This is a genomic window from Amycolatopsis sp. VS8301801F10 (assembly GCF_046195355.1).
GTDB lineage: Bacteria > Actinomycetota > Actinomycetes > Mycobacteriales > Pseudonocardiaceae > Amycolatopsis.
In genome coordinates, this window is record NZ_CP176065.1 from 2038533 (window position 1) to 2062127 (window position 23595).

Here is a 23595-nt window from a genome sequence, read left to right on the forward strand (position 1 = left end):
TCAGTGCAGGGTGCCTGCCGAGGTCGCGACGTCCTCGTGCACGGTCAGCGCGGTGTCCACCACGAGTTCGAGCGCTCGCGCGGTCGAGTCCAGCGGCAGCCGCGCTTCCTCCGGCACGTGCACGAAACCGCCGCGCAGGCCGGGGAACTCCGTCGCGATCAGGTGCAGCAGGCCGTAGAAGACCTGATTGCACACGTACGTCCCGGCGGTGTACGACACGGCCGCGGGCAGCCCCGCCGACTCGATCGCCGCGACCGCCGCTTTCACCGGCAGCGTGGTGAAGTACGCGGACGGCCCGCCCGGGACCACCGGCACGTCGACCGGTTGCGCACCCGCGTTGTCCGGGATCCGGGCGTCGATCAGGTTGATCGCCACCCGCTCCGGCGTGACGTGCTCGCGCCCGCCGGCGAGCCCGGCGCACACGACCAGTTCCGGCTGGTGCGCCAGGATCGCGGCGCGCAGCGCCGGCAGCGACGCGTCGAACTCGCACGGCAGCTCTACCGCCACCGTGTCCGTCCGCCGCGCCGCTGCCAGCGAAGCTGCCTGCCAAGAAGGATTCGTCGCCGCTCCGTCGAAGGGCGCGAACCCGGTCAGCAGAACTGTCACTTGGCGGCCGGCTTCAGGTCGCCCGGGTAAAGGAACTCGTCCGACGGCTTGCCGTTGCCGTAGATCCACGCGTCGAAGAAACCCTGCAGGTCCATGCCGGACACCTTCTCACAGTACTTCTGGAAGTCCTGCATGCTCGCGTTTCCGTCGTGGTGCACGGAGTTCCAGGTCTTCAGCACCTGGTCGAACGCATCCTGCCCCATATACTTGCTGAGCGCGTGCAGCATGACCGGGCCCTTGGAGTACACGTAGGTGAACTCGTGGCCGGGTCCCATGTCGTACAGCTTGCCGTCCCAGAACGCGTCGCTGGCCGACGCGACCGTGTTGAGGTACTTGGCGTCGAGGTCGGTGCCGTTCTTCTGCGCCCACAGCCAGGTCGCGTAGGACGCGAAGCATTCGTTGAGGCACACGTCCTTCCAGTGGTCGACGGCGACGGTGTCGCCCCACCACTGGTGCGCGTTCTCGTGCACGATCGTGCCGATGTTGCCCGCGCGGCCGGAGTAGATCGGCCGGCTCATCGTCTCGAGCGAGAACCCGATCGGCTCGGTCAGGTAGATGCCGCCCGCGGCGTCCACCGGGTACTTGCCGAACTTCGATTCGAGGAAGTCGATCACCTCGGGCAGTTGCGCGTCGGCCTGCTTCGTGGCGTCGGTGGTGCCCGGCGCGTACGCGCTGACGATCGGGGTGCCGTCCGCGCGCTGGCGCTTGTTGAAGGTCCACTTGTCGATCGCGACCGTGGTCATGTAGGAGGCGGTCGGGGTGTTTTCGGCCCAGACGTGCGTGGTGCCCGACCGCGTTCGGTACTTGGCGACCTCGCGGCCGTTGGCGATCACTCCCCATTCGCTCGGGACGGTGATCGACAGCCGGAACCTCGCCTTGTCGCGCGGGGTGTCGTTGACCGGGTACCAGGTGGTGGCCGACTTCGGCTCGCCGGCGGCGAACGCGCCGCCGGACTCGGTGAACTGCCAGCCGTTCTTGCCGAGGTTCGGGTCCTCGATCGCCACCGGAACGCCGTGGTAGGCGACCTCGGCGGTGAACGGCAGCCCCTTCCACAGCGGCATCTTCGGCGTGATCACGAGTTCGTGGTCGCCGGTGCGGGTGAACTTGGCGGGCGCGCCGTTGACCCGGACCGCGTCGACGGTGAGGCCGCGGAGGTCGAGGTCGAACGAGCTGAGCGACTGGGTCGCCTTCGCGTGGACCGTCTGGACGCCGGCGAGCTGGTGGGTGTCCGGAGCGTAGTTGATCTTGAGGTCGTAGTCGGAGACCTCGTACCCGCCGTTGCCGTCTTGCGGGTAGTAGCTGTCTCCGGCGCCGTCCGAGCCGGGGGTCGGCTTGTCCCAGCCGTTCTGCCCGGCGGACGCGATCCCGGTGCCGAGCGTCAACGCGGTGAGGGTGGCTGCGACGGTCACTGCCGGGCGATGCCAGCGGTGCAGTGCTCTCATGGGCGCTCCTGTGTCTGCGGGTGGATCCTCCGCAACGTAGCGCCGGGAAGCCGGGCGGTAACCGGTTGGCGGCGGATTGTCCCGAAAGTCCACACTTACGTCGGGCCTCGGCACGGACCGGGCGTTGTCTGGAAAGCTGGACCTCATGCGCGTCGCGCTGCTGGGCCCGCTGCGAGCGGAGGGGGAGGACGGCACGCCGATCGACATCGGCGGAGCCCGCCTTCGCATGCTCCTTTCCCGGCTCGCGCTCGACGCCGGTCGCGCGGTTTCCGCCGAGGCGCTGATCGACGGGCTGTGGGGCGCGGAACCCCCGGCCGACGCGGCCAACGCGCTCCAATCGCTCGTCTCGCGGCTGCGTCGCGCACTGCGGCAGGCGGGGGCCGAAGTGGAGTCCGTCAACGGCGGTTACCGGCTCGGGGTGCCGCCGGAGGCGGTGGATCTCCACCGGTTCGAGCAGTTGTCCGCCGAGGGGCGCCGGGAGCTTGCCGCTGGGCGGGACGGTACCGCCGCCGAAGCGCTCGCCGCCGCGCTCGCGCTGTGGCGTGGGCCCGCGCTCGCGGACGTGCTGGACGCACCATTCGCCGCCGCGCCCGCCACGTTGCTGGAGGAGCGGCGCACGGAGACCGCGGAGGACTGGTTCGAAGCCGAGTTGCGGCTGGGCCGGCACGCGGAGGTGCTCGCGGACCTCACCGCCGCCGCTCAAGCGCATCCGCTGCGGGAACGGTTGGCTGGCTTGCGAATCCGTGCGCTTTCCGCTGCCGGACGGCAGGCCGACGCGCTCGCCGCGTACTCCGCGATCCGCGCGACGCTGGCCGACGAGCTGGGTGTCGACCCGTCGGCGGAGCTGCAGGAAGTGCATTTGCGCGCGCTGCGCGGCGAGTACACGCCGGTCGCCGCGGTGGCCGACCGGTTGCCGCAGCGGCTGACCAGCTTCATCGGCCGCACCGACGAACTGAAGCTGCTGGCCGAGTTGCTTGAAGGCGCTCGGCTGGTGACGCTCGTCGGCCCGGGCGGCGCTGGCAAGACCCGGCTCGCGACGGAAGCGGCTTCGCGGCATCCGGCGCATTCGCGCGGTCTGGTGTGGTTCGTGCCGCTGGCCGGGGTACGGGATGCCGAAGACGTCCTGTCCGCCTTGCTCAACGCGCTGGAGGTGCGCGACCTTCGGACGACCGAGACCAACGCGCGGCGCTGGCAGGTCGATCCGTTCGAACACGCGGTGGAGGCGCTCGGCGGCGCGGAAACGTTGCTGGTGCTGGACAACTGCGAACACGTCGTGGACACCGCCGCGGAGCTGGCCGAGAATCTGCTGCGCCGGTTGCCCGCGCTGCGCGTGCTGGCCACGAGCCGCGAACCGTTGGCGATTACCGGCGAGACGCTGTGCCCGCTTGGTCCGCTGCCGGTGCCGGACGAGACCGCGCCGCCCGCGGACGTCGGCACCCTCGATTCGGTCCGGCTGTTCCTTGACCGCGCGATGGCGGTGCGGCCCGGCTTCCGGCTTGACGAGTCCACAGTGGACTCCGTGCGGCAGATCTGCCGCCGGCTCGACGGAATGCCGCTCGCGCTCGAACTGGCCGCCGCGCGGTTGCGGTCGATGACCGCCGAGCAGATCGCCGAACGCCTCGACGACCGGTTCCGGCTGCTCACCTCCGGCAGCCGGACGGCGTTGCCGCGCCAGCGCACGCTGCGTGCGGTGGTGGAGTGGAGCTGGGATCTGCTGAGCGACGCGGAGGTCCGGCTCGCGCGCAGGCTCGCGGTGTTCGCGGCGAGCTTTTCCGAGGAGGCGGTGGAAAACGTCTGCGCGGACGAGGAATTGCCCGCGGAAGACATCGTGTACGTGCTGGGCTCGCTGGTAGAGAAGTCCATTGTGGACGTAGTGGGTCTGCGGTACCGCCTGCTGGAAACCTTGCGCGCGTACGCGTCCGAGCGCCTCGCCGAGTCCGGTGAGCAAGAGCGGATGCGGGCCGCGATGGTCGGCTACTACGCGGATCTCGCGTACCGCAACGAGCCGTTGCTGCGCGGACGGGACCAGCTGCGCGCGATCGACGTTTACGAGCACGACAGCGACAACTTCACGTCCGCGCTGCGGGCGGCGATCGAATCGCGAGCCGCGGAATCGGCGGCCCGGCTGCTGTTCGGGTTGTTCTGGTATCTCAACATCGTCGGGCAGAACGAGCGGGCCGCCCAGTTCGTCGACGAGGTGCTCGAACTGGGCGGGGACCTGCCGCCGGACGTGGCGGCGAGCCTGCGGCTGAGCCAGGTGCTGATGCTGGCCATGTCCGGTCCGCACGAGAAGGTCGACGTCCCCGAGCTGGTCGAGGACTGCGTCCGGACCGGTGCGGCGGAACGGAATCCGTGGCTGTGGGTGGGGCTGCCGATAGTGGCTTACCTCAACGGCGAGCGGGAGCTGGCGAAGCGCGAGATCCGCCGGGCGGTGGAACGGGACGACCTCTGGAGCCGCGCCGCCGGGCACTGGGCGGAGAGCTTCGTCCTCGGCGACATGGGAGACCTCGAGGGCGCGGACCGGGCGCGAGACCTCGCCCACCAGGGCTTCGCCGAGGTAGGCGACCGCTGGGGCCTCGGCATGACGCACGGGTTCCGGGCCGCGGCGCAATCGCAGTCCGGCGACCACGAGGCGGCGATCGCCGGGTACACCGAGGGGCTGCGGCTGGTGATGGAGCTGCGGTCCCGCGACGACATCGTGCAGCAGTGGTGGCGGCTGGCGGTCGAACGTTCGCGCGCGGGCGATCAGGAGGGCGCGTGGCGGGACATGGAAGCCGCGGAACGCTACGCGGCTTCCGGCGGCAACAACGGTTTGCGCCTGATCGTGCTGCTCGGCCGCGCGGAACTGCTGATCCGCGAGAACAACCTCGCCGAGGCGCGCGAGGTGTTCCGGGAAATGCAGTCGGCGCGGGCGGATTGGCCGACGCCGGAGGGTTTCGAGGTGGAATGGCTCGGGGCCATCGAATCCGGGTTGCTGCTCGCCGAAGGCCGCCCGGACGAGGCGGAAGCGCCGGTGTTCACGGTGATCGAACGCGCGGCCGGGCGATTCGACATGCCGGACCTGGCCGGCATGGTCGAGCTGCTGGCGCGGATCCGGTACGCACAGGGGCGGCTGGAGGCGTCCGCGCGGATGCTGGCGCTGAGCGCGGTGGTGCGGGGGCGGTTCGATCTGGGGAGTCCCGAGGTCCGCGCGCTGATCGAGAACCTGACGCGGGAGCTGGGCCCGGAACGGTACGAGGCGCTCGTGGCCGAGACCGCGCGGATGGACCGGGCCGGAGCGATCGAGGAGGTTCTGGCGCAGCGCTGCAGCGAGTAGTCCGTTATCAGTGATAACACGAACTCGCTTCCGCTGATGTTTTCGGTGATACGCTCAGGTGGTTATCACTGGAAACATCGAGGAGCTGTCATGCGCATCGTGGCCCTGGAAGAACACGTGCTCCTGCCCGTTCTGCGCGAAGCGTGGGCGAAGGCCGGAGTGCAGCCGCACGGCTATCCCGAGGCCCATCCGGTCACGAGACGTCTGTGCGACGTCGGCGAAGAACGTCTCGCCGACATGGACGAGCAGGGCATCGACGTCGCGGTGCTGTCCCTGTCCACCCCCGGCGTGCAGAACCTCCCGGCCGCCGACGCCGTGCCCGTCGCCCGCGAAGCCAACGACGCACTCGCCGAGATCGTCGCGGCCAATCCGACGCGGTTCCAGGCCTTCGCCACGCTCCCGACGTCCTCGCCCGAAGCCGCCGTCGAAGAGTTGGAACGCGCGGTCGCCCTCGGCTTCCGCGGCGCGATGCTGTACGGCCGAACCGGCGACAAACTGGCCGACGCACCGGAATTCGACGACCTCTACGAAACCGCCGCGCGACTTCACGTCCCCCTGCACTTCCACCCGCAAGCGCCGGTGCGGGCGGTACAGGACGCGTACTACTCGGGCCTGCCCAACGGCGTCGGCGCGGCTCTGGCGACCGCCGGCCTCGGCTGGTACTACGACCTGGGCGTGCAGTACCTGCGGATGATCTTCTCCGGCGTCTTCGACCGGCACCCCGGACTGCAGGTGATCGCCGGACACTGGGGCGAGGTGGTCCTGTTCTACCTGGACCACGTCGGCTTCCTGCGGGAGATGGCCGGCCTGCGGCGACCGCTGGCCGGCTACTTCCGCGAGAACTTCTGGATCGCGGGCAGCGGCACGGTCAGCGAACGGTACCTGCGCTGGGCGGCCGAGGTGGTCGGGACGGAGCGGATGCTGTACTCGACCGACTATCCCTACACCTTCGGCACGCGGCCGGGCGGATTTCCTTACCTGGACACGAGTGGCGGGGTAGCGCGGTCGTTTTTGGAGAAGGCGCCGTTCAGCGAGGAAGAGAAAGCCGCCATCGGGTCGGGCAACTGGGAACGGCTGACTGGCCATCTCGCGGCCGCCCGATGAAAAGGGAGTGTCTGTGCCCGGCTGTGGAACCCGGACACAGACACTCCCCACCAGCGTCCACACCCCCGTGAAGGACGCCCTCAGACCCGCTTGCGGTAGGCCCACGTCGCGAGCGGGAAGAACACCGCTACCGCACCGGCCATCCACGCCAGTGCGCCCAGCAGGGAACCGCCGTACGCGCCGCCGTTCAGGAGGCCGCGCATCACGTCGGACATCAGGCTCACCGGGCTGATGTCGGCCCAGGCCTTGAGCCAGCCCGGCATAGTCGCGGTCGAGATGAACACGTTGCTGCCGAACGTCAACGGCATGATGAAGACGAACATCAGGCCCTGCGCCGCGCCCGGGGATTTCATCAGCATCCCGACGAACACCGAACCCCAGCAGAAGCAGAGGCCGAACGCGACCGCCAGCAGGATCGCGAGGACGAACTCCCCGGGACCGGTCTGCACGCGGAAGCCCATCACGGTCGCCACGGTCAGCAGCACCGTGAGGCACACGACGTACCGCACGAGGTCGGCCAGCACCGCGCCGATCAGCGGCGCCGAGCGGGCGATCGGCATCGCGCGGAAGCGGTCGAAGACGCCCTTGGTGATGTCGGTGTTGAGCTGCGTGCCGACCGTCAGCGACGCCTGCAGCACGTTCATCACGATCAGCCCCGGCACGAACGACTGCAGGTAGTTCTCGATCGAACCGCCCAGCGCGTTGCCGAACAGGTAGGTGAACATCAGCAGGAAGATGATCGGCATCAGCGTGACGTCGGCCAGCTGTTCCGGGTTCTTGCGGATCTTCAGGATTCCCCGCCAGGCGAGCGAAAACGCGTGTTTCGCGCCGAGTACCGGGCTGATGTGCCGGGGCGGGGCCGCGGCGGTCGCGGTGGTCATGACCGGCTCCCTTCGAGTTCGCGCTCCGGCTTCGGCTCCTCGGCCGCGTGTCCGGTCAGTGCCAGGAACACCTCGTCGAGGCTGGGCAGCCGCAGGGCCAGTTCGTCGGAGGTGATGCCCGCCGAGTCGAGGCGGCGCACCAGCGTGGACAGCAGCACCGGGTCGGAGACCGGTGCGGTCAGCAGCCCGGTCGCGTTGTCGCGGGCGGGCCGGACGCCGGTGAGGTCGGCCAGGATGCGGTCGACCTCGTCGAGGTCGCTCAGCGACGTCGGCCGCACCTGCAGCGTCTGCCCGCCGACCCGCCGCTTCAGCTCGTCGGCGCGGCCGTCGGCGACCACGCGGCCGTGGTCGAACACGGTGATCCGGTCGGCCAGCTGGTCGGCCTCCTCCAGGTACTGCGTGGTCAGCAGCACCGTCGCGCCGTCGGCGACGAGGCTGCGGACGACCGCCCACACCTCGTTGCGCGCGTGCGGGTCGAGTCCGGTGGTCGGCTCGTCCAGGTACAGCACGGCGGGACGGCCGACGAGGCTCGCGGCCAGGTCGAGCCTGCGCCGCATGCCGCCGGAGTACGTCCGGATCGGCCGCTTGGCCGCGTCGGTCAGCTCGAACCGCTCCAGCAGTTCGGCCGCCCGCGCCCGCGCGTCGGCCCGGGACAGGTTCAGCAGCTTGCCGATCAGCACCAGGTTCTCGGTGCCGCTGAGGTCCTCGTCCACCGACGCGTACTGCCCGGTGAGCCCGATCAGGCCGCGCACCCGGACCGGGTCGCGGACCACGTCGTAACCCCCGACCGTGGCGCGGCCCGCGTCGGGTCTCAGCAGGGTGGCCAGGATGCGGACCGCGGTCGTCTTGCCCGCGCCGTTCGGCCCGAGCACCCCGACCACCTTCCCGAACGGGACCTCCAGATCCACGCCGTCCAGCGCCTTCGTCTCCCCGAAATGCTTGACCAGGCCCTCGGCCTGGATCGCGTGCGACATTGTCGCCTCCTCCTGTGTCGCTCCAGCACACAGTGGGCTAAGGCGCTGGCAAGCCGCGCACACGGCGCTGACACGGACCTGTCAGCGCCTGCCCGGCATACTCTTCGATCATGGTGATGGCGGCGCGGACGCGAACCCGGCTGGTCACGGGCCTGCTCGTGCTGGTCGGCCTGCCGCTGCTGGCGGTGGCCGGGCTGCGCACGATCGGCTGGGACGGCAGCGGCTGGTACCTGACCGCGCTGCTGGCGCTGACTCCGTACGTCGTCGTCTACGGCTTGCTGCTCGCCGCGCTCGCGCTGGTGCTGCGGCGGTGGTGGACCGGCGGGGTCGCGCTGGCGTTGTCCGCGCTGCTGGCGGTGTACGTCGCGCCGCGGGTGATGTCCGACGAGCAGCCGGCGGCGCACGGGAAGACGGTGCGCGTGCTGGCCGCCAACCTGTACCTCGGCCAGGCCGACCCGGCGGCGCTCGTGCGGCTGGTCCGGGAGCACCGGATCGACGTGCTGAACCTGGTGGAGATGACCCCGGCCGCGATGTCCGGGCTGGAGAAGGCCGGGCTGTTCCAGACGCTGCCGTACCGGGTGCTGCACCCGGCGTCCGGGGTGGACGGGTCCGGCATCGTGTCGCGTTATCCGCTGACCGAAGAGGACTACACCGGCGATTCGGCCCAGAAACAGCCCGGCGCGGAAGCCGACCTCGGCGCCGGGACGACGTTGGAGATCGTGGCGGCGCATCCGCGTTCGCCGGACTCCGGGTATCACCTGTGGGAGCAGGAGATGCGAGACCTGTCGCGCGCGATCGGCGAGCACGGCCTGCGCGTGGTGGCCGGCGATTTCAACGCGACTCTCGACCACGCCGCGCTGCGCACGGTGCTGTCCCGCGGATACGTCGACGCGGCGGAGGCACGCGGCGACGGCCTGGTCCCGACCTGGTCGACGTCTTCGGTCCCGCTAGTGTCGCTGGACCATGTGCTGGTGGACCGCCGGATCGCGATCCGGGATTACCAGGCGTTCGACGTGCCCGGCAGCGATCACCGGGCGGTGTATGCGGAGGTACAACTGCCATGACGACCTTGCGGCCGAGCGTCGGGGACGCCGAGTACCCGCGGCTGCTGGAGATCTGGCGCAGCGCCGTCGAGGCGACGCACGACTTTCTGGCCCCGTCGGACGTCGAGTACTACGCCACGCGCGTCCCGCTCTACTTCGCCGAGGTGGAGCTGACGGTGGCGGAGGTCGACGGAGTCGCCGCGGGTTTCTCGGGAATCGCCGAGGGAAAGCTGGAAATGCTGTTCGTGCACGACGATTTCCGCGGCCGCGGGATCGGAACGGCGTTGCTGCGCGCGGCCCTGGACCGCTACCCGGCTCTCACCCTGGACGTGAACGAGCAGAACCCGCAGGCGGTCGGTTTCTATCTGCACCACGGCTTCGAGGTGGTCGGCAGGCAGGAAACCGATCCGGACGGCCGCCCGTTCCCCTTGCTGGAGCTCAAGCGAGCTTGACCAGCGTCTCCAACGCACCGGCGGCGATCGAAATCCCGCGTCCGTGCCGGATCCGCGGCTCGCGCGGGTTGATCCGGATCAACGCACCCGTCGCCGCGCTGGCGAGTTCGGCGTACCGCCGCACTGTCGGAACCGCTTGCCCGGCACCGAGTTCGACCACCACCGCGTCGCGATGCGCGCGCCGCCAGGCCGCCAGCTCGTCCAGCTGTTCCTGACTGCGGTCGGGGATCCAGTCGAAATCCCCGAACATCAGGATGTTGGGCCGGGCCAGACCGCCGCAACGCGGACAGGACGGAAGCGGCGGCCGGGCGCGCATCGTCGTCTCGTCCAGGTCGATCGCGAGTTCGTCCGCCGACCAGATCTCCCGCGAACACCCGGCCAGGCACTGCAGGTGATGAATCGACCCGTGCGCCTCGGCGACGTGCGGAAACCCCGCGGCCTGGAATTGTCCGTCCACATTGGACGTAAAAACGCGCACCCCGCCGGGTTTGGCCAGTCCCCATTCGAGCAGCAGGCCGAATCCGCGATGCGGCACCGTTTTCCGGTACAACTCGAGCCGGTGCCCGTAGAACCCCCAGGCCAGCTCCGGATCCGAGGCGAAATGCCGCGGGTCGGCCAGCTCCTCGAACCGCAGCCCGAGCCCGGCGTACGGCGGATATGCCCGCCAAAACCCTTCCCCGCCACGGAAATCGGGCAGCCCGGAATCGACGCCCATCCCGGCGCCGGCGCACACGAGCAGCGCACCGGCGCCGCGGATCAGCTCGGCGGCACGAGCGAGTTCGTCACTCACCCGGCTTAGATGCCTGGACGACCTCGAACTCGAGCAGATTCGCACCGCTCGCCACCGGCTTCTGACGCTCGCCGGCGTGCGCCTCGCGAGCCGGACCCTTCGCCCAGGCCTGGTAGTGCTCCTCGGTCTCCCACTTCGTGTACACGAAGTAGCGCGTCTCGCCCGCGACCGGGCGGAGCAACTCGAAGCCGAGGAACCCCTCCTGGTCGTCGACGGAGTGCAGCCGCGCGGCGAAACGCTTCTCCAACTCCGGACCGGCGCCTTCGGGGACCTCGATTGCGTTGATCTTGACCACTGCCATCTCCCTAGCGTACTAACGGCTGGCCCGTTTTCGCGGTTCGTGCCACTCTGCTCACATGGGGGACGACGAAGTCTTTGGCACCGAATTGGCCCGCAACCTGCAAAGGCTCGTGAAAGCCGCGGCCGAATCGGTCGGTTCGGGCAGTTCCAGCGAGTTGATCGACCGCGTCACCGGGCACCTTGGCGTGCCGCTCGCGCAGGCGCTGGTGGTCACGCATAACTTCGAGAACTGGGAGCACGCGACCATTCAAGCCGGGGTCGACGCGTATCTCGCCGAGCACGGGATCGGCACTGACTGGTTCGGCATCGCCGGCGGGTTGCGCGGCCATGAAGACCTGGTCGGCATGCTGGTCACGGCCAAACAGCACGGCAATTACGAGCTGGGCGCGGTCGACTACGCGACGGTGGCGGTCGGCCCGGACGAAGCGGCGGACGTCGTGCAGCTCGGATTGGTCGGTACAACCGCGCCGGACGGCTCGCCGGTGCTGGTCGGCGTCCGCGGCTCGGCCCCGCAGTACGGCCAGGCGAACTGCCGCCTCGAAGTAATCGCCGAGGACCGGCGGGCGGCCACCGAGACTCGCGACCGCATCGAAGCGCTGATGACCGAGCACGACGTGCTGCGCGGCCAGGTGATCGCGTTCGGCCTGAGCGAGCACCGCAACAACGAGCTGGTCACCTTCCTGCCGCGGCCGCAGCTGCGCAAGGAAGACGTGGTGCTGCCGGAAGGCGTTCTCGAAGCGGTCGAACGGCACACCTTCGGCATCGCGGAACACGGCGCGCGGCTCGCCGAGGCGGGCCAGCACCTGAAGCGCGGCCTGCTGCTCCACGGCCCGCCCGGCACCGGGAAAACCCACACCGTGCGTTACCTCATGGGGCAGCTCCCGGGCTGCACGGTCGTGATCCTGACCGGCGCTGCCCTGCGGTTCATCTCGCAAGCCGCTTCGCTGGCGCGCCGGTTGCAGCCGAGCGTCGTGGTGCTGGAGGACGTCGACCTGATCGCCGAGGACCGCAACCTCGTGCACGGGCCGACGCCGCTGCTGTTCAGCCTGCTCGACGCGATGGACGGCGTCGGCGGCGACGCGGATGTCACCTTTCTGCTCACCACCAACCGGGCCAGCAGTCTGGAGAAGGCGCTGGCCGACCGGCCCGGTCGAGTCGACTTGGCGGTTGAGGTGCCGTTGCCGGACGCGGCCGGGCGGGAAGCGTTGCTGCGGCTGTACTCGCGTGATCTGGAGCTGACCGCCGACCTCACCCCCGTGGTCGAGGTGACCGACGGCGTCACGGCGTCGTTCATGAAGGAACTGCTCCGCCGGGCGTCGCTGCGCGCGCTGGCGCGGAGGCCCGACGAACCAGTCCGGGTCGGCGACCCCGAACTGGGCGCGGCCCTAGCCGAGATGAACGACAGCGATCTGACCAGGTCTTTGCTCGGCAGTCACGGCCGCAACGGGCCTGGGTAAAGATCGGCGTCCGACGGCAGCTTCGAACCGTGGAACCAGTCGTTCAGGAACCCGCTCAAGTCGCGTCCGGCGACGTGCGACACGAGCTTCTCGAAGTCCGTCCACGTCGCGTTGCTGTGGCGATGCTGGCCGACCCACTCGTGCAGCACCTTCTCGAACCCCGGCTCGCCCAGTTCGCGGCGCAGCGCGTGCATGGCGAGGATGCCCTTGTCGTACGCGCCCTCGAACAGGTGCTCCGGCCCCATGTCGACCAGTTTCTGGCCCCAGAAATCCGCGCTGCCCCTGGTGATCTCGACGGCCGCGCGGTAGCGGTCGTCCAGGTTCTGCCCCTCGCGCTCGCCCCACAGCCACTGCGCGTACGAGGCGAAGCATTCGTTCAGGCAGATGTCCGCCCACGAGTTGAGCGACACCGAATCGCCGAACCACTGGTGTGCGTTCTCGTGCACCAGAGTCAGGATTTCCGCCCATTTCGCATAAGTGGGACGGGTTTGTGTTTCCAGGGAGAAGTGGATGTTCTCGTCGAGGTAGATGCCGCCCGCCGCGCTCTGCGGGTACTTGCCGAACTTGCTCTCCAAAAACGAGATCACCTCGGGCAGCCGGCCGCCGGTGGCCTCGCGGGCTTCGGCGCCGGGTGCGTAGCCGGAAACGATCGGCGTGCCGTCCGGGAGCGTGGAGCGCTGCACGGTGAACTTGTCGATCGCGATCGTGGTCAGGTAGCTGGCCACCGGATTCGGATCCGCCCACGTCGCGGTGGTTTTGCCGTCCTTGGCGCTGGTGCCCTGCTCCCGGCCGTTGGACAGCACCGTCCAGCCGGTGGGCACGTGCGCGGTCAGCGTGAAGGTCGCCTTGTCGCGCGGGGTTTCGTTGACCGGGTACCAGAACGACGCCGAATGCGGCTCGCCGACCAGGTACGCGCCGCCGTCCTCGGAGCGGGCCCAGCCGTTCTCCGACCCGCCGTCGTGCGGGGTTTGCGCCGGAACACCCGAATAGCGCACGCGCGTCCGGAACGTCGTGCCCGACCGCAGCGGTTCGGCCGGAGTCACGACCAGCTTGTTCTTTTCCCGGCTGTACTTCGCGAGCTTTCCGTCGATCTCCACCGAGGTGACGTCCAGCCCGCGCAGGTCGAAGCCGAATTGGCTGAGGTCCTGGGTGGCTTTCGCGGAAACCGTCGTGTCGCCGTCGAGCCGGCCGCTCGGCGGGTCGTAGCTGACGTCGACGTGGTAGTCGAGCGCGTCGTATCCGCCGTTGCCGTCTTCCGGGAAGTACGGGTCGCCCGCGCTGCTCGCGCCCGGTGCCGGATGCATCGGGGGCGGCGGCGGAGCAGCGGGTTCGGCGGGGCTGCACGCGGACAGCGCAAGCACGCCGGCGAGGGCGAGGACGGCGGTTCGGCGGCAGCGCATTCCTTCACCCTAAAGGCAGGTTTGTGATGAAGTAGCCGCAGAAACCCGGGAGGACTAATGCGACCAGGCCTGATCGACTTCGGCGGCGACGAACGCCCCGGCGTGTCGATCCTCCTGCTGCACGGGCTGATGGGCCGCGCTCGCACGTGGTGGCCGGTCGCGCAATGGCTCAAGCGGTACGGCCGGGTGCGTGCCCTCGACGCCCGCGGGCACGGCCGCGCGCCGCACACCGGACCGTGGACCACCGAGCAGTTCGCCGAGGACGTCGCGGACGTGCTGGCCGACCTTGGTCCGTCCGTGCTGATCGGGCATTCGATGGGCGGGCTGCACGCGTGGGCCACCGCGGCGAAATACCCGGAGCTGGTGCAAGCGGTGGTCAGCGAGGATTTCGCGCCGGACCAGCGCGGACGCACCGTCGAGACCTGGCGCGGCTACTTCGAGAGCTGGCCGGTGCCGTTCGAATCGCTGGCCCACGTGCGTGAGTTCTTCGGCACCGCGGGCGACTACTTCACCGAATGCGTCGAGGAGCGCGAGGACGGCTATCACCTGATCGCCGACCTGGAGAACCTCTACGAGATCGCCGCCGAATGGGGCCGCCGCGACTATTGGTCCATTGTGGACGGTATCCGCTGTCCGCTGCTGCTGGTCGAGGGCGAGCACACCGCGATGCCGACCGGGCAGCAGGCCGAGGTCGCGGCGCGGGTGCCCGGCGCGAAGCACCTGGTCGTGCCCGGTTCGGCCCATCTGCCGCACGCCGAAGCGCCGGAGACCTACCGCGGCGCGGTGGAGGCGTTCCTGTCCGGCCTGTGACGCCTCACGTGTGCCGCCCTCGCTGGCACGCGTGAGGCGTCCCCAGTCAGCGGGCCAGCTCGGTGCGCCACGCGGCGGTCGAGCGGTCCGCCGGCACGATCAACGGCCAGACGTCCGAGCCGAGGTAGGCGGATTCGTCGCTGGCCCGGGCCGCGGTGCAGCTGTCGCGGGAAAGCCCGTGCTCGGCGGCCAGTGCGGACACCGCGGCCGCGGTCGCCTTGCCGAACACGCCGTCGGTAGGCACGCCGAACCCGGCGGCGCGCAGGAAGCGTTGCGCGGTCTGCACCTGTGGGCCGGTGTCACCCGGTTTGAGCAGCGGCCACTCCGGCGCGTCGAGCCGGGCGACGGACAGGCCGAGCTGCTGGCCGACCGCTGTGCGCAGCTCCGGCAGCCGGTTGTAGAGCACCTGGCCGCAGCACTCGGTCGAGTTGAAATCGCGGTGGCCCTTGATGAACTCGGGCGTGATGCCGTATTGGTGCGCGATGTAGGCGACGAGCTGCACGAGCGAGTTCCACAGCGCGGCCGGCACGTCGACCGTGCTGTAGAGGCCCTCGTTCTCGATGCCGATGCATTCGCTGTTGTGGTTGGCGACGTTCGCGCCCTGCACGTGCTGCTTCCCGCCGCGCAGGATTTCGAGGCTGCGGTGCCGACCCTCGGTGACGAAGCCGCCGCGGCTGTTCGTGAACTGCTGGCCGGTGTCGATCCAGCCGCGGGTGTCCATGTGGAAGTTCTGGATGTCCCGCGAGATCTGCAGCGCGTGCGCCAGCGAGTAGTCGGTGTTGTTGCCCGGGTCGACGGTGTGGTGCACCACGATGTACGTGGGCTTGTGGTTCTCCACCACGATCGCGCCCGAGGGCGGCCGGGCGTTCCACTCGGCCGTCGAATGGATGACCGGCGTGGTCACCGCGGCCGCGGATCTCGCCGTGGCGAAGCCCAAAGCGCCCACGGCGGTGACGGTGAGGCCGCCTTTCAAGACGGCACGACGCGTTGCTTCCCCCATGCGGAACTCCTCAGCCTGCGAGTGCGACGGGGGAAAGCTAACCCGGCGCCCCGGAGGGGACAACTTTTTGCCGACTTTCGTCGTAGTGCGTCAGTGTTCCCCGGGAAGCGCGAACAGCCCGTCGCGGGTTTGCTCCAGCAGACCGTCCACGAGCAGCGAATCCAGGCACCGGTCGCGCTGACCGGCTTCGTGCCACACGACATCCAGCCGCGCCTTCTCGACCGGTCCCTCGGCGCCGCGCAGGACGTCCAGCAGCAACCCGCGCACCTGCCGGTCGGTGCCGGCGAACTTCTGCACCGGCTTGGCCGGACCGGCGTATTCGGGACGGCCGTTGAGCTGCCACGCGCATTCGGCGTAAATCGGGCAGTCCGCGCACTTCGGCGACCGGGCGGTGCAGATCAGCGCGCCCAGCTCCATCAGCGCGGCGGACAGCTTCGCCGCGGGCGCGTCCTCGGCGGGAAGCAGCGCTTCGACATCCGCCATGTCGCGGGTATTCGACGCCGGGCCAGCGTCGCCCGCACCATGAACGGCGCGCGCGACGACGCGTCGGACGTTCGTGTCCACCACCGGCGCGCGCTTGCCGTACGCGAACGCCGCCACCGCGCGCGCCGTGTACGCGCCGATGCCGGGCAACGCGAGCAGCGTGTCCACATCGGACGGCACGACGTCGCCGTGCTCCTGGGCGATGACGGTGGCGGCGGCGTGCAGCCGAAGCGCGCGACGCGGGTAGCCGAGCTTGCCCCACGCACGCACGACCTCGCCAGTGGTCTCCGCGGCCAGCGCGGACGGCACCGGCCAGCGAGCCATCCACTCCAGCCAGATCGGCTGGACGCGCGAGACCGGCGTCTGCTGCAGCATGATTTCGCTGACCAGCACGCCCCACGCCGAGCAGTCCGGCTCCCGCCACGGCAGGTCCCGGCCGACGTCGGCGAACCACTCGATCAGAACATCGGTGTCTACTGCCACTCCACCATTGAATACGAAAGCCCTTACTTGACCTCGGTCAGGCTCCCGGCCCGCACGTCGTAGACGAATCCGCGCACGTTGTCGTTGTGCAGGAGGAAGTCGCTGCGCCGGGCGCGTTCCATCGAGGTGCGCACGCTGTCCTCGACCTTGCGGAACGCCTCGACCGCCCAGGTCGGCCGCAGTCCGGTGGCGGACTCCAGCTCGTCCTTGAACTCCTCGTCGGTGACCATGGAGAGACCGCAGTCGGTGTGCTGGACGATCAGCACCTCGCGGGTGCCGAGTTTGCGCTGGCTGAGCGCGAGCGACCGGATCACGTCGTCAGTGACCACGCCGCCCGCGTTGCGCAGCACGTGCGCCTCGCCCTGCAGCAGCCCGAAGATCTCGAAGACCCGGATCCGGGCGTCCATGCAGGTCAGGATCGACACCTGCAGCGACGGCTTGGGGGAGGACCGGTCGCCGGGGACGATGTTCCCGATTTCCCGATTGCGCTTGAGCAGCACGTCGATGGAGGTCATGGGACACCTTTCGGCCTGTGCTTCCCGCGGGACACGGGCGTGGCGTCCATGCAACCTGCCCCGGCGCGCCCGCACAACGCGCTGGGCGGGAAATCACGGCAAAGGCTGGGGTGACTCGTGCGTGCTGATCACGGTTCTAACCGCGATCGCCACTCACGACTCACCCGCCGAACCAGGGCTCCTCGACCGTCCGCGGCGGCGCCGACGTCCTCCCGACCCGCAGTTCGGTCGGCAGCGTGATCACCTTCGGCCCGACCCGCTCGGCCGAGCTGAGCAGCAGCCGTCCGGCCACCTTGCCCTTCTCCAGCACCGGCTGGTGCACCGTGGTGAGGCCGGAGCGCTCGGCCTCGGCGATCCCGTCGAACCCGGTCACGGTGAGGTCGAGCGGCACCCGCAGCCCGCGTCGGGCCGCCTCCGCCAGCGCGCCGAGCGCGAGGATGTCCGACGTGCAGACCAGGGCGGTGACCTGCGGATACGCGTCCAGCAGCTGCCGCGCGGCCGAGGCCCCGTCGTCCACCGTGTGGTCGAAGCGCTCGACCACCGGCACGGTCGCCCAGTCGACCCCCGCGGAGGAGAACGCCTGTGCCAGCGCCTCCAGCCGGGTGCGCTGCACGTGGAAATGCGCGCCACTCTGGCGTTCGGCGGTCACGAAGTCGTCGTTGCGCTCGCGGCCGAGCCGCATGCAGAGCACGCCGATCTGCCGGTGGCCGAGCGCGACCAGATGGTCGGCGAGCTGTGTCACGGCGGCCGCGTCGTCCGGGCCGACGCGGTCCACGCCCTCGATCCGGGGCTGGTCGATGATCACCGTCGGCACCGGCCGTTCCAGGACGGCCGCGAGATGCGGATCGTCGTCCGGCACGGAGTACACGACGAACCCGTCCACGCCCGCGCGGTGCACCGCGGCGAGGTCCTCGCGACCGGGGCTGGCCGGCACGAGATGCAGGCCGACGCCCGCGTCCTCGCAGGCCAGCGCGAGCCCTTCGAGCACGCCGACGGCGGCCGGGTCGCGGAAGGCGTAGGAGAGGTTCTCGGTGAGCAGCAGCCCGACCGCGCCCGCCTTGCGGGTGCGCAGCGAGCGCGCGACCGGGTCGGGTCCGGGGTAGCCGAGCCGCCGCGCGGTCTCGAGCACCCTGCGGCGCAGTTCGGGGGAGAGCTGGTCCGGGCGGTTGTAGGCGTTGGACACGGTGGTCCTGGACACCCCGAGTTCCGCCGCGAGCGACGCCAATGTCGCCTGCCTCCGGGTGCGAATAGGACGGCCCATCCGCAAACCGTAACGGTTCAGATCGTTTTCCAGAAGCGACACCCCTGTGGTGAGCGTCTCGATCCGTTCGGTGATCAAGAGCGGGTACGGCCACCCGGTGGAGTGAGGCTCGCCGTTCGGATGGGGTAAAGTGAATCTGACAACGGTTTCCATTAGCAGTTCGACTCAGGAGAGCCCGATGACTTCCCGCCGCACCACGAGCGTTCTCGCCGCCGCGTCGGCTTTGGCTGTGTTCGCGCTCGGCGCGTGCTCCAGCACGTCGTCCTCGACCGGTTCCGGGGCGGGAGGGGGAACGGGCGATCAGGTGAAGGTCGTCGCCTCCACCGATGTCTGGGGCAGCGTCGTGTCCGCCGTCGGAGGCGACAAAGTGCAGGTCACGTCGATCATTCACGATCCGTCGGCCGATCCGCACTCGTACGAATCGACCGCCGACGACGCGCTCGCCGCCAAGAAGGCGCAGCTGACGCTGGGCAACGGCGGCGGGTACGACGAGTTCTTCACCAAGCTTTCGGGTGAAGCGGCTTCGGCGAAGAAGCTGGTCGCCTACGACATCGCCAAGCCGGGCGAGGAGAACGAGCACGTCTGGTACGACCTGCCGGGCGTGGAAAAGGTCGCCGACCAGGTCGCGGCCGCGCTCGGCGAGATCCAGCCCGCGTCGAAGCAGAAGTTCGACGAAAACGCCAAGACCTTCAAGGCCCAGCTCGACGGCCTGATCAAGAAGGCGGCCGCGCTGGGCACCGCGCACCCGGACACGAAGGTCGTCGTCACCGAACCGGTCGCGCACTACCTGCTCAAGACCGCGAACATCGCCGACGCCACCCCGAAGGCGTTCTCCGACGCGATCGAGAACGAGACCGACGTGCCCGCCGCGGCGGTCTCCGAGTTCACCAAGCTGATCAAGGAGAAGCAGGTGAAGGCGCTGGTCAACAACGTGCAGACGGTCACCCCGCTGACCAAGCAGGCGGTCGCCGACGCGAAGGCGTCCGGGGTCGCGGTGGTCGACGTATCCGAGACGCTCCCGGCGAACGTCACGGGCTACATTGACTGGATGACCAAGGATGTGGACTCGCTGGCGGGGGCGCTGAACAGCTGATGTCCGTCCAGCTTCCGGAAGCAGGCCCCGCGGTCCGCGTGCGCGGGGCCGGGCTCGCCTTCGGCGACCGCACCCTCTGGTCCGGTTTGGACCTGGACGTCGAGCCGGGCGAATTCCTGGCCGTCCTCGGCCCGAACGGGTCCGGCAAAAGCAGCTTCCTCAAGGCGTTGCTGGGTATGCAGTCGCTGTCGGCGGGCACGGTGGAAATCGCGGGCGGGCGTCCGGGAGGCGCGAACCGGGAGGTCGGCTACATCCCGCAGCAGCGCGCGATCGACGATTCGCTCACGCTGCGCGGCGTCGACCTGGTCGGGCTCGGACTGGACGGCCACCGCTGGGGTCCCGGCCTCGCCGGAATGCGCGAGCGGAAGCGCCGGGTGGCGTCGGTGATCGAATCGGTCGGCGGCACGCGATACGCGAAGCAGCCGGTCGGCCGGCTTTCCGGCGGCGAGCAGCAGCGGCTTCGGGTGGCGCAGGCACTGGTCGGCGACCCGTCGGTGCTGCTGTGCGACGAACCGCTGCTGTCGCTCGACCTGGCGCACCAGCGCGCGGTGAGCGAACTGATCGACGCGCGCCGGCGCGAAGCCGGGACCGCGGTGCTGTTCGTGACCCACGAGATCAACCCGGTCCTGCAGTTCGTCGACCGCGTGCTGTACCTGGTGAACGGCCAGTTCCGGATCGGCAAGCCGGACGAGGTGATGACCTCGGAGACGCTGTCGGACCTGTACGGAACGAAGATCGAGGTGCTGCGCGTCGGCGGGCAGATCCACATCGCCGGTGCGCAGAGCGCGCTGTGCGAGGACGAACCGCATCACCACGAGCAGGAAGCAGTGGGCTGAGCCTTGGACGGCATGTTCGACTTCGCCAAGACGTGGGAGCTGATCGCGGAACTGGACAGCGTCCGCATCGCCCTGATCGCGGCCGCGGTGCTCGGCTTGCTGGCCGGCGTCCTCGGCCCGCTGATCGTGATGCGCCGCATGTCCTTCGCGGTGCACGGAACGTCCGAACTGGCGTTCACCGGAGCGGCTGGCGCGCTGCTGCTGGGCGTCGGGGTGGAATACGGCGCGCTGGCCGGCGCCGTCGCCGCCGCGCTGCTGCTGGGAATCCTGGGAATCCGCGACGCCGACCGCGATTCGGTGATCGGCGTGATCCTGTCCTTCGGGCTGGGCATGGGCGTCCTGCTGCTGTCGTTCTACAAAGGACGGTCGGCGAACAAGTTCGGGATTCTCACCGGCCAGATCATCACCGTGGACAGCACGAACCTGACTGCCTTGGTGATCTCCGCCGCCGCGGTGCTGGCCGTGCTGGCGCTGATCTACCGGCCGCTGCTGTTCGCGAGCGTCGACCGCTCGGTGGCCGAGGCACGCGGCGTTCCGGTCAAGTCCTTGACGGTGCTGTTTTCCCTGCTGGTCGGGGTCGCGACGGCGCTGAGCGTGCAGGTCGTCGGCTCGCTGCTGGTGGTCGCGTTGATGGTGACCCCCGCCGCGGCCGCCGCCCGGGTGACGGCAAGCCCGCTGCGCGCGACGGTGTTGTCGGTGGTGTTCGCGGAGGTCGCCGCACTGGGCGGGATCGTGCTGTCGCTGGCCCCGGGACTGCCGGTAAGCGCGTTCGTGACTTCGATTTCGTTCTTGATCTACCTGGTGTGCCGGGTGCTCGCGTGGGTCCGCGACCGGCGACGCGGGGTGCGGACCAGCCCGGCGGAAGCGGCCCCGGTTCCGGTCGGCTAGCGGTAGACGGACACCTGCTGGCGCGACACGGTCGGCCGGTCGATCTGGTCGAGGACGGCGGTCGCCAGGTCCGCATAGGACAGTGGGAGATCCGCTGCTGGGGAATCGAGCACGTCTCCGCCAAGCCGGTACTCGCCGGTGGTCGGCGCTTCGAGCGACAACCCCGGTGGCGGAGTGAGGACCAGCCAGTCCACCTCCGCGGGCTGCTCCCGCCAAGCGGCTAGGCCCTTCATCCGGGCTTCGGCGAACGGGCGCAGGAAAGCCGGGAACGCCGCGGGGTCTTCGAACACCCGGCCGCTGCCGGTGCGAAGCGTCGCGGCGAGACCGATTTCGAGCACCCTGGATCCCCGCGCGGCTTGAACGAGGTTCTCTGCCAAACGCACGTAGTAGTCGGGGTCGAAGTCTTCGAACGATTCAGGCGGCGCGGTAAACGGCGTCACCGCGTTCACCACCGCCGCGACCTCGCCCGGCACCACCGCCGCCACGCTGTCCTGATCAGTCAGATCACCCGCGACGACCGTGACGTCCTCCCCGAGAGCGGCCAGCCTTTCCTGCCGGGCGGGGTCGCGAACCACTCCGACGACCGGGCGTCCGCGACGCAGTGCCTCGGCGACGACGGCGAGCCCGGCTCGGCCGCCAGCGCCGAAAACGACGAGCGGAGCGTTTCGCTGTTCAGGCACCATGAGCTGGACGGTATCGACGGGAAACTGGTTACTTCAACGAAACCGGAGGCTGGCGAGATGACTGCCGACGCTCGGATGGACCCGTCGTGCCCGATGGCCGCCTTCCCCTTCCAGGTCGGCGGGAAATGGACCGGAATGGTCGTCGTCGCGTTGCTGGACGGCCCGCTGCGCTTCAGCCGCCTCCGGGAAACCCTGGGGGTCAGCAGCGCGAAAGTCCTCGCCGAAACCCTGCGCGACATGACCCGCGACGGCCTCGTCACCCGCACCGACCACCAGGCCAATCCGCCGCACGTCACCTACGAGCTGACCGGCCTCGGGCGCAGCCTCCTGCCGGTCATCGACGCCATGCGCGAGTGGAGCGGTCAGCACCTCGCCGATCTCCTGGCGCACCGCCAAGCCCACCCGCCCGTTACCGGATCGGATGCTGCGCCAGCGCCGACTTCACCGCCGCGATAAACCCTTCGTCGGTGAACGGCACCAGCCCGCCGGAGACATTCCGCTCCACCGCCTGCAACACCACCACGTGCGAGTTCACGAACTGGTCCACCGCCTTCGACTGCGGCGTCTTGTCCGTCGAATACGCCAGGTACGTGAGGTTCGTGAACGCCGCCTCCAGATACCGCGACGACGCGAGGCTGAACGAGTCGCCGTAGACCAGGGTCGGCTGGTCGATCGTGCCGACGATCGGCGGGGCCGAGCGGTGCACCGGTTCGTCAATGCTGCCGACGAATTCTCCCGCCCGGTCGGTGACGCCGTCCGGACGCAGGTCGTAGCGGGTGTTCGACTTGACGCCGGTTTGCCCGAGCAGCAACGGAAGGTCCGCGACCGCGTCGTACTGGCCGTCCGGGGCGCTCTGCCAGGTGCTCGTCGTGCCCGGCTTGATCGTGTCGGCGAGCGCGCGGGTCAGGACGAGGCCGCCTTCGTCGCGCCAGTGCGTGTCGTTCGGGGCGTAGATCGGGTGGCCGACCCGGGCCGCTTCGGCGGCAAGCTGCGGGCGCAGGTCGAGCGAATGGCCTTCGGTGGTGATCTTGTACCAGTCGTTCGGCGAGGCGGCCTGCGAGCACTCCTTGCCCGGATAGCTCGCGGGCAGGAACTGCGGCACCATCGTCGTCTTGTCCGGCGTCACCACGAACACGAACTTCCGGCCGGACGCCTCGACCGCCGCGCGCAGTTCGCCGATCCGCTTCATCGTGGTGTCGATGTCCTGGGTCGGCGTGCACTTCGCCTCGGAGTCATAGCCGTAGTACAGCCAGCCGTCGGTGCCCTGGACCACCTTGCGGTACCCGGCCTGGCTGGAGCCCGGTCCGCTCGGCAGCGACGGGCCGGTGTTCGGCGCGCCCGGCTGCTGCAGCGGCGGGGCCGGGATCGGGCCGGTGTTCGCCGTCGAACCCTGGTCGAGCGGCGCGGCCTCGCCGAAGACGCCCTCGCTGATCCCGTTCGCCGCGTTGATCGCGCCGGCCCGGAACGACAGCTGGTCCGTCGCCCATTTGGGGAGATTGGTGAAGAACCCGAACCCTTCGCCGAGGCTGGGGAATCCGGCGAGCTTGTGGTTTTCGATCTCGCTCGGCCGGACCCCGACCACCCACAGCAGGGTCGGCGTCGCGAAGAACAACAGGGCGCTGACCAGTGCGGTCAGCTGTCGTTTGCCGTGCCGCGGGCGATGCAGCGCGTGCTCGCGGGGCAGGTAGGCCTCGTGGACTGCGGGCAGCTGCGGTGGCTCGGACACGGCACTGAGGTTAGTCAATTCGAGTGAGCCCGGCGCGAACAACCACCGAAAA

Annotated in this window: 23 protein-coding genes; 10 read left to right on the top strand and 13 right to left on the bottom strand. The window is 69.6% G+C overall.

Translation table 11 applies throughout. The annotated features are described in order from the left end of the window. Together pcp and F9C11_RS09865 are read right to left on the bottom strand one after the other, a co-directional pair. A complete protein-coding gene (gene pcp / locus F9C11_RS09860; protein WP_409184562.1) occupies positions 1–606 on the bottom strand; it encodes a pyroglutamyl-peptidase I in 606 nt (201 codons plus the stop codon). Beyond that, on the bottom strand, positions 603–2048 hold the full coding sequence (locus tag F9C11_RS09865; protein WP_409184563.1) for a M1 family metallopeptidase: 1446 nt from the start codon (positions 2046–2048) through the stop codon (positions 603–605). The genes pcp and F9C11_RS09865 overlap by 4 nt, the downstream gene beginning before the upstream one ends. Before the next feature lie 145 nt (positions 2049–2193). On the opposite strand from F9C11_RS09865, the gene F9C11_RS09870 reads away from it, so the two are divergent. Further along, positions 2194–5364 (top strand): BTAD domain-containing putative transcriptional regulator, encoded by a 3171-nt coding sequence (locus tag F9C11_RS09870; RefSeq protein WP_409186862.1) that lies wholly within the window; start codon positions 2194–2196, stop codon positions 5362–5364. A gap of 90 nt (positions 5365–5454) precedes the next feature. Continuing rightward, positions 5455–6468, top strand: coding sequence for an amidohydrolase family protein (locus F9C11_RS09875; protein WP_409184564.1), 1014 nt, complete (start codon positions 5455–5457; stop codon positions 6466–6468). Positions 6469–6548: 80 nt separating this feature from the next. Here the strand turns inward: F9C11_RS09875 and F9C11_RS09880 are convergent, their stop codons facing one another. Further along, entirely contained in the window at positions 6549–7349 is an 801-nt protein-coding gene (locus F9C11_RS09880) for an ABC transporter permease (RefSeq protein WP_409184565.1), read from the bottom strand. Continuing rightward, entirely contained in the window at positions 7346–8323 is a 978-nt protein-coding gene (locus tag F9C11_RS09885; RefSeq protein WP_409184566.1) for an ATP-binding cassette domain-containing protein, read from the bottom strand. The genes F9C11_RS09880 and F9C11_RS09885 overlap by 4 nt, the downstream gene beginning before the upstream one ends. A 110-nt stretch (positions 8324–8433) precedes the next feature. Here F9C11_RS09885 and F9C11_RS09890 point away from each other — a divergent pair, with 110 nt between their 5' ends. Beyond that, a complete protein-coding gene (locus F9C11_RS09890; RefSeq protein WP_409184567.1) occupies positions 8434–9387 on the top strand; it encodes an endonuclease/exonuclease/phosphatase family protein in 954 nt (317 codons plus the stop codon). After that, positions 9384–9818: a GNAT family N-acetyltransferase gene (locus F9C11_RS09895; RefSeq protein ID WP_409184568.1), complete on the top strand. Its 435-nt coding sequence runs from the start codon at positions 9384–9386 to the stop codon at positions 9816–9818. The genes F9C11_RS09890 and F9C11_RS09895 overlap by 4 nt, the downstream gene beginning before the upstream one ends. Here the strand turns inward: F9C11_RS09895 and F9C11_RS09900 are convergent. Then, the gene (locus F9C11_RS09900; RefSeq protein WP_409184569.1) at positions 9805–10608 is read right to left on the bottom strand and encodes an SIR2 family NAD-dependent protein deacylase; all 804 of its coding nucleotides are present in this window, start codon (positions 10606–10608) and stop codon (positions 9805–9807) included. The genes F9C11_RS09895 and F9C11_RS09900 overlap by 14 nt on opposite strands. After that, the gene (locus F9C11_RS09905; protein WP_409184570.1) at positions 10601–10909 is read right to left on the bottom strand and encodes an antibiotic biosynthesis monooxygenase family protein; all 309 of its coding nucleotides are present in this window, start codon (positions 10907–10909) and stop codon (positions 10601–10603) included. The genes F9C11_RS09900 and F9C11_RS09905 overlap by 8 nt, the downstream gene beginning before the upstream one ends. Before the next feature lie 55 nt (positions 10910–10964). On the opposite strand from F9C11_RS09905, the gene F9C11_RS09910 reads away from it, so the two are divergent. Further along, positions 10965–12365: an AAA family ATPase gene (locus F9C11_RS09910; RefSeq protein ID WP_409184571.1), complete on the top strand. Its 1401-nt coding sequence runs from the start codon at positions 10965–10967 to the stop codon at positions 12363–12365. Here the strand turns inward: F9C11_RS09910 and F9C11_RS09915 are convergent. After that, complete coding sequence (locus F9C11_RS09915) at positions 12341–13765, bottom strand: M1 family metallopeptidase (protein WP_409184572.1); 1425 nt, start codon at positions 13763–13765, stop codon at positions 12341–12343. The genes F9C11_RS09910 and F9C11_RS09915 overlap by 25 nt on opposite strands. A gap of 57 nt (positions 13766–13822) precedes the next feature. Between F9C11_RS09915 and F9C11_RS09920 the strand changes: the two genes are divergently transcribed. Beyond that, entirely contained in the window at positions 13823–14575 is a 753-nt protein-coding gene (locus tag F9C11_RS09920) for an alpha/beta fold hydrolase (RefSeq protein ID WP_409184573.1), read from the top strand. Between the two features lie 46 nt (positions 14576–14621). On the opposite strand, the gene F9C11_RS09925 is transcribed toward F9C11_RS09920, so the two are convergent. The 4 genes from F9C11_RS09925 to F9C11_RS09940 all read right to left on the bottom strand — a co-directional run bounded on the left by F9C11_RS09925 (position 14622) and on the right by F9C11_RS09940 (position 18317). Next, positions 14622–15575 carry an N-acetylmuramoyl-L-alanine amidase gene (locus tag F9C11_RS09925; RefSeq protein ID WP_409184574.1) on the bottom strand — a complete coding sequence of 318 codons (954 nt, stop codon included), beginning with the start codon at positions 15573–15575 and terminating at the stop codon, positions 14622–14624. A 90-nt stretch (positions 15576–15665) separates the two neighbouring features. After that, positions 15666–16541: an A/G-specific adenine glycosylase gene (locus F9C11_RS09930; RefSeq protein ID WP_409184575.1), complete on the bottom strand. Its 876-nt coding sequence runs from the start codon at positions 16539–16541 to the stop codon at positions 15666–15668. A 23-nt stretch (positions 16542–16564) separates the two neighbouring features. Beyond that, positions 16565–17056: a beta-class carbonic anhydrase gene (locus tag F9C11_RS09935; RefSeq protein WP_409184576.1), complete on the bottom strand. Its 492-nt coding sequence runs from the start codon at positions 17054–17056 to the stop codon at positions 16565–16567. Between the two features lie 160 nt (positions 17057–17216). Further along, positions 17217–18317, bottom strand: a complete 1101-nt coding sequence (locus F9C11_RS09940; RefSeq protein WP_409184577.1) for a LacI family DNA-binding transcriptional regulator — start codon at positions 18315–18317, stop codon at positions 17217–17219. A gap of 178 nt (positions 18318–18495) precedes the next feature. Here F9C11_RS09940 and F9C11_RS09945 point away from each other — a divergent pair, with 178 nt between their 5' ends. Genes F9C11_RS09945 through F9C11_RS09955 form a run of 3 tightly spaced genes read left to right on the top strand, consistent with a single transcriptional unit; the run spans position 18496 to position 21134 of the window. Then, positions 18496–19410, top strand: a complete 915-nt coding sequence (locus tag F9C11_RS09945; protein WP_409184578.1) for a metal ABC transporter solute-binding protein, Zn/Mn family — start codon at positions 18496–18498, stop codon at positions 19408–19410. Continuing rightward, the gene (locus tag F9C11_RS09950) at positions 19410–20246 is read left to right on the top strand and encodes a metal ABC transporter ATP-binding protein (protein ID WP_409184579.1); all 837 of its coding nucleotides are present in this window, start codon (positions 19410–19412) and stop codon (positions 20244–20246) included. The genes F9C11_RS09945 and F9C11_RS09950 overlap by 1 nt, the downstream gene beginning before the upstream one ends. Positions 20247–20249: 3 nt before the next feature. Next, entirely contained in the window at positions 20250–21134 is an 885-nt protein-coding gene (locus tag F9C11_RS09955; protein ID WP_409184580.1) for a metal ABC transporter permease, read from the top strand. Here F9C11_RS09955 and F9C11_RS09960 read toward each other — a convergent pair. Beyond that, complete coding sequence (locus F9C11_RS09960) at positions 21131–21817, bottom strand: NAD(P)-dependent oxidoreductase (RefSeq protein ID WP_409184581.1); 687 nt, start codon at positions 21815–21817, stop codon at positions 21131–21133. The two genes, F9C11_RS09955 and F9C11_RS09960, sit on opposite strands and share 4 nt — an antisense overlap. Positions 21818–21874: 57 nt before the next feature. Between F9C11_RS09960 and F9C11_RS09965 the strand changes: the two genes are divergently transcribed. After that, positions 21875–22273 carry a winged helix-turn-helix transcriptional regulator gene (locus tag F9C11_RS09965; protein WP_409184582.1) on the top strand — a complete coding sequence of 133 codons (399 nt, stop codon included), beginning with the start codon at positions 21875–21877 and terminating at the stop codon, positions 22271–22273. On the opposite strand, the gene F9C11_RS09970 is transcribed toward F9C11_RS09965, so the two are convergent. Beyond that, a complete protein-coding gene (locus F9C11_RS09970; RefSeq protein ID WP_409184583.1) occupies positions 22227–23543 on the bottom strand; it encodes an alginate O-acetyltransferase AlgX-related protein in 1317 nt (438 codons plus the stop codon). The two genes, F9C11_RS09965 and F9C11_RS09970, sit on opposite strands and share 47 nt — an antisense overlap. Positions 23544–23595: the final 52 nt, after the last annotated feature.

Coding starts and splice junctions, on each gene's coding strand:
- F9C11_RS09865 (WP_409184563.1), bottom strand. CDS start 2,048: ATGAGAGCACTGCACCGCTGGCATCGCCCGGCAGTGACCGTCGCAGCC.
- F9C11_RS09870 (WP_409186862.1), top strand. CDS start 2,194: ATGCGCGTCGCGCTGCTGGGCCCGCTGCGAGCGGAGGGGGAGGACGGC.
- F9C11_RS09875 (WP_409184564.1), top strand. CDS start 5,455: ATGCGCATCGTGGCCCTGGAAGAACACGTGCTCCTGCCCGTTCTGCGC.
- F9C11_RS09880 (WP_409184565.1), bottom strand. CDS start 7,349: ATGACCACCGCGACCGCCGCGGCCCCGCCCCGGCACATCAGCCCGGTA.
- F9C11_RS09885 (WP_409184566.1), bottom strand. CDS start 8,323: ATGTCGCACGCGATCCAGGCCGAGGGCCTGGTCAAGCATTTCGGGGAG.
- F9C11_RS09890 (WP_409184567.1), top strand. CDS start 8,434: ATGGTGATGGCGGCGCGGACGCGAACCCGGCTGGTCACGGGCCTGCTC.
- F9C11_RS09895 (WP_409184568.1), top strand. CDS start 9,384: ATGACGACCTTGCGGCCGAGCGTCGGGGACGCCGAGTACCCGCGGCTG.
- F9C11_RS09905 (WP_409184570.1), bottom strand. CDS start 10,909: ATGGCAGTGGTCAAGATCAACGCAATCGAGGTCCCCGAAGGCGCCGGT.
- F9C11_RS09910 (WP_409184571.1), top strand. CDS start 10,965: ATGGGGGACGACGAAGTCTTTGGCACCGAATTGGCCCGCAACCTGCAA.
- F9C11_RS09915 (WP_409184572.1), bottom strand. CDS start 13,765: ATGCGCTGCCGCCGAACCGCCGTCCTCGCCCTCGCCGGCGTGCTTGCG.
- F9C11_RS09920 (WP_409184573.1), top strand. CDS start 13,823: ATGCGACCAGGCCTGATCGACTTCGGCGGCGACGAACGCCCCGGCGTG.
- F9C11_RS09925 (WP_409184574.1), bottom strand. CDS start 15,575: ATGGGGGAAGCAACGCGTCGTGCCGTCTTGAAAGGCGGCCTCACCGTC.
- F9C11_RS09935 (WP_409184576.1), bottom strand. CDS start 17,056: ATGACCTCCATCGACGTGCTGCTCAAGCGCAATCGGGAAATCGGGAAC.
- F9C11_RS09940 (WP_409184577.1), bottom strand. CDS start 18,317: ATGGGCCGTCCTATTCGCACCCGGAGGCAGGCGACATTGGCGTCGCTC.
- F9C11_RS09945 (WP_409184578.1), top strand. CDS start 18,496: ATGACTTCCCGCCGCACCACGAGCGTTCTCGCCGCCGCGTCGGCTTTG.
- F9C11_RS09950 (WP_409184579.1), top strand. CDS start 19,410: ATGTCCGTCCAGCTTCCGGAAGCAGGCCCCGCGGTCCGCGTGCGCGGG.
- F9C11_RS09960 (WP_409184581.1), bottom strand. CDS start 21,817: ATGGTGCCTGAACAGCGAAACGCTCCGCTCGTCGTTTTCGGCGCTGGC.
- F9C11_RS09965 (WP_409184582.1), top strand. CDS start 21,875: ATGACTGCCGACGCTCGGATGGACCCGTCGTGCCCGATGGCCGCCTTC.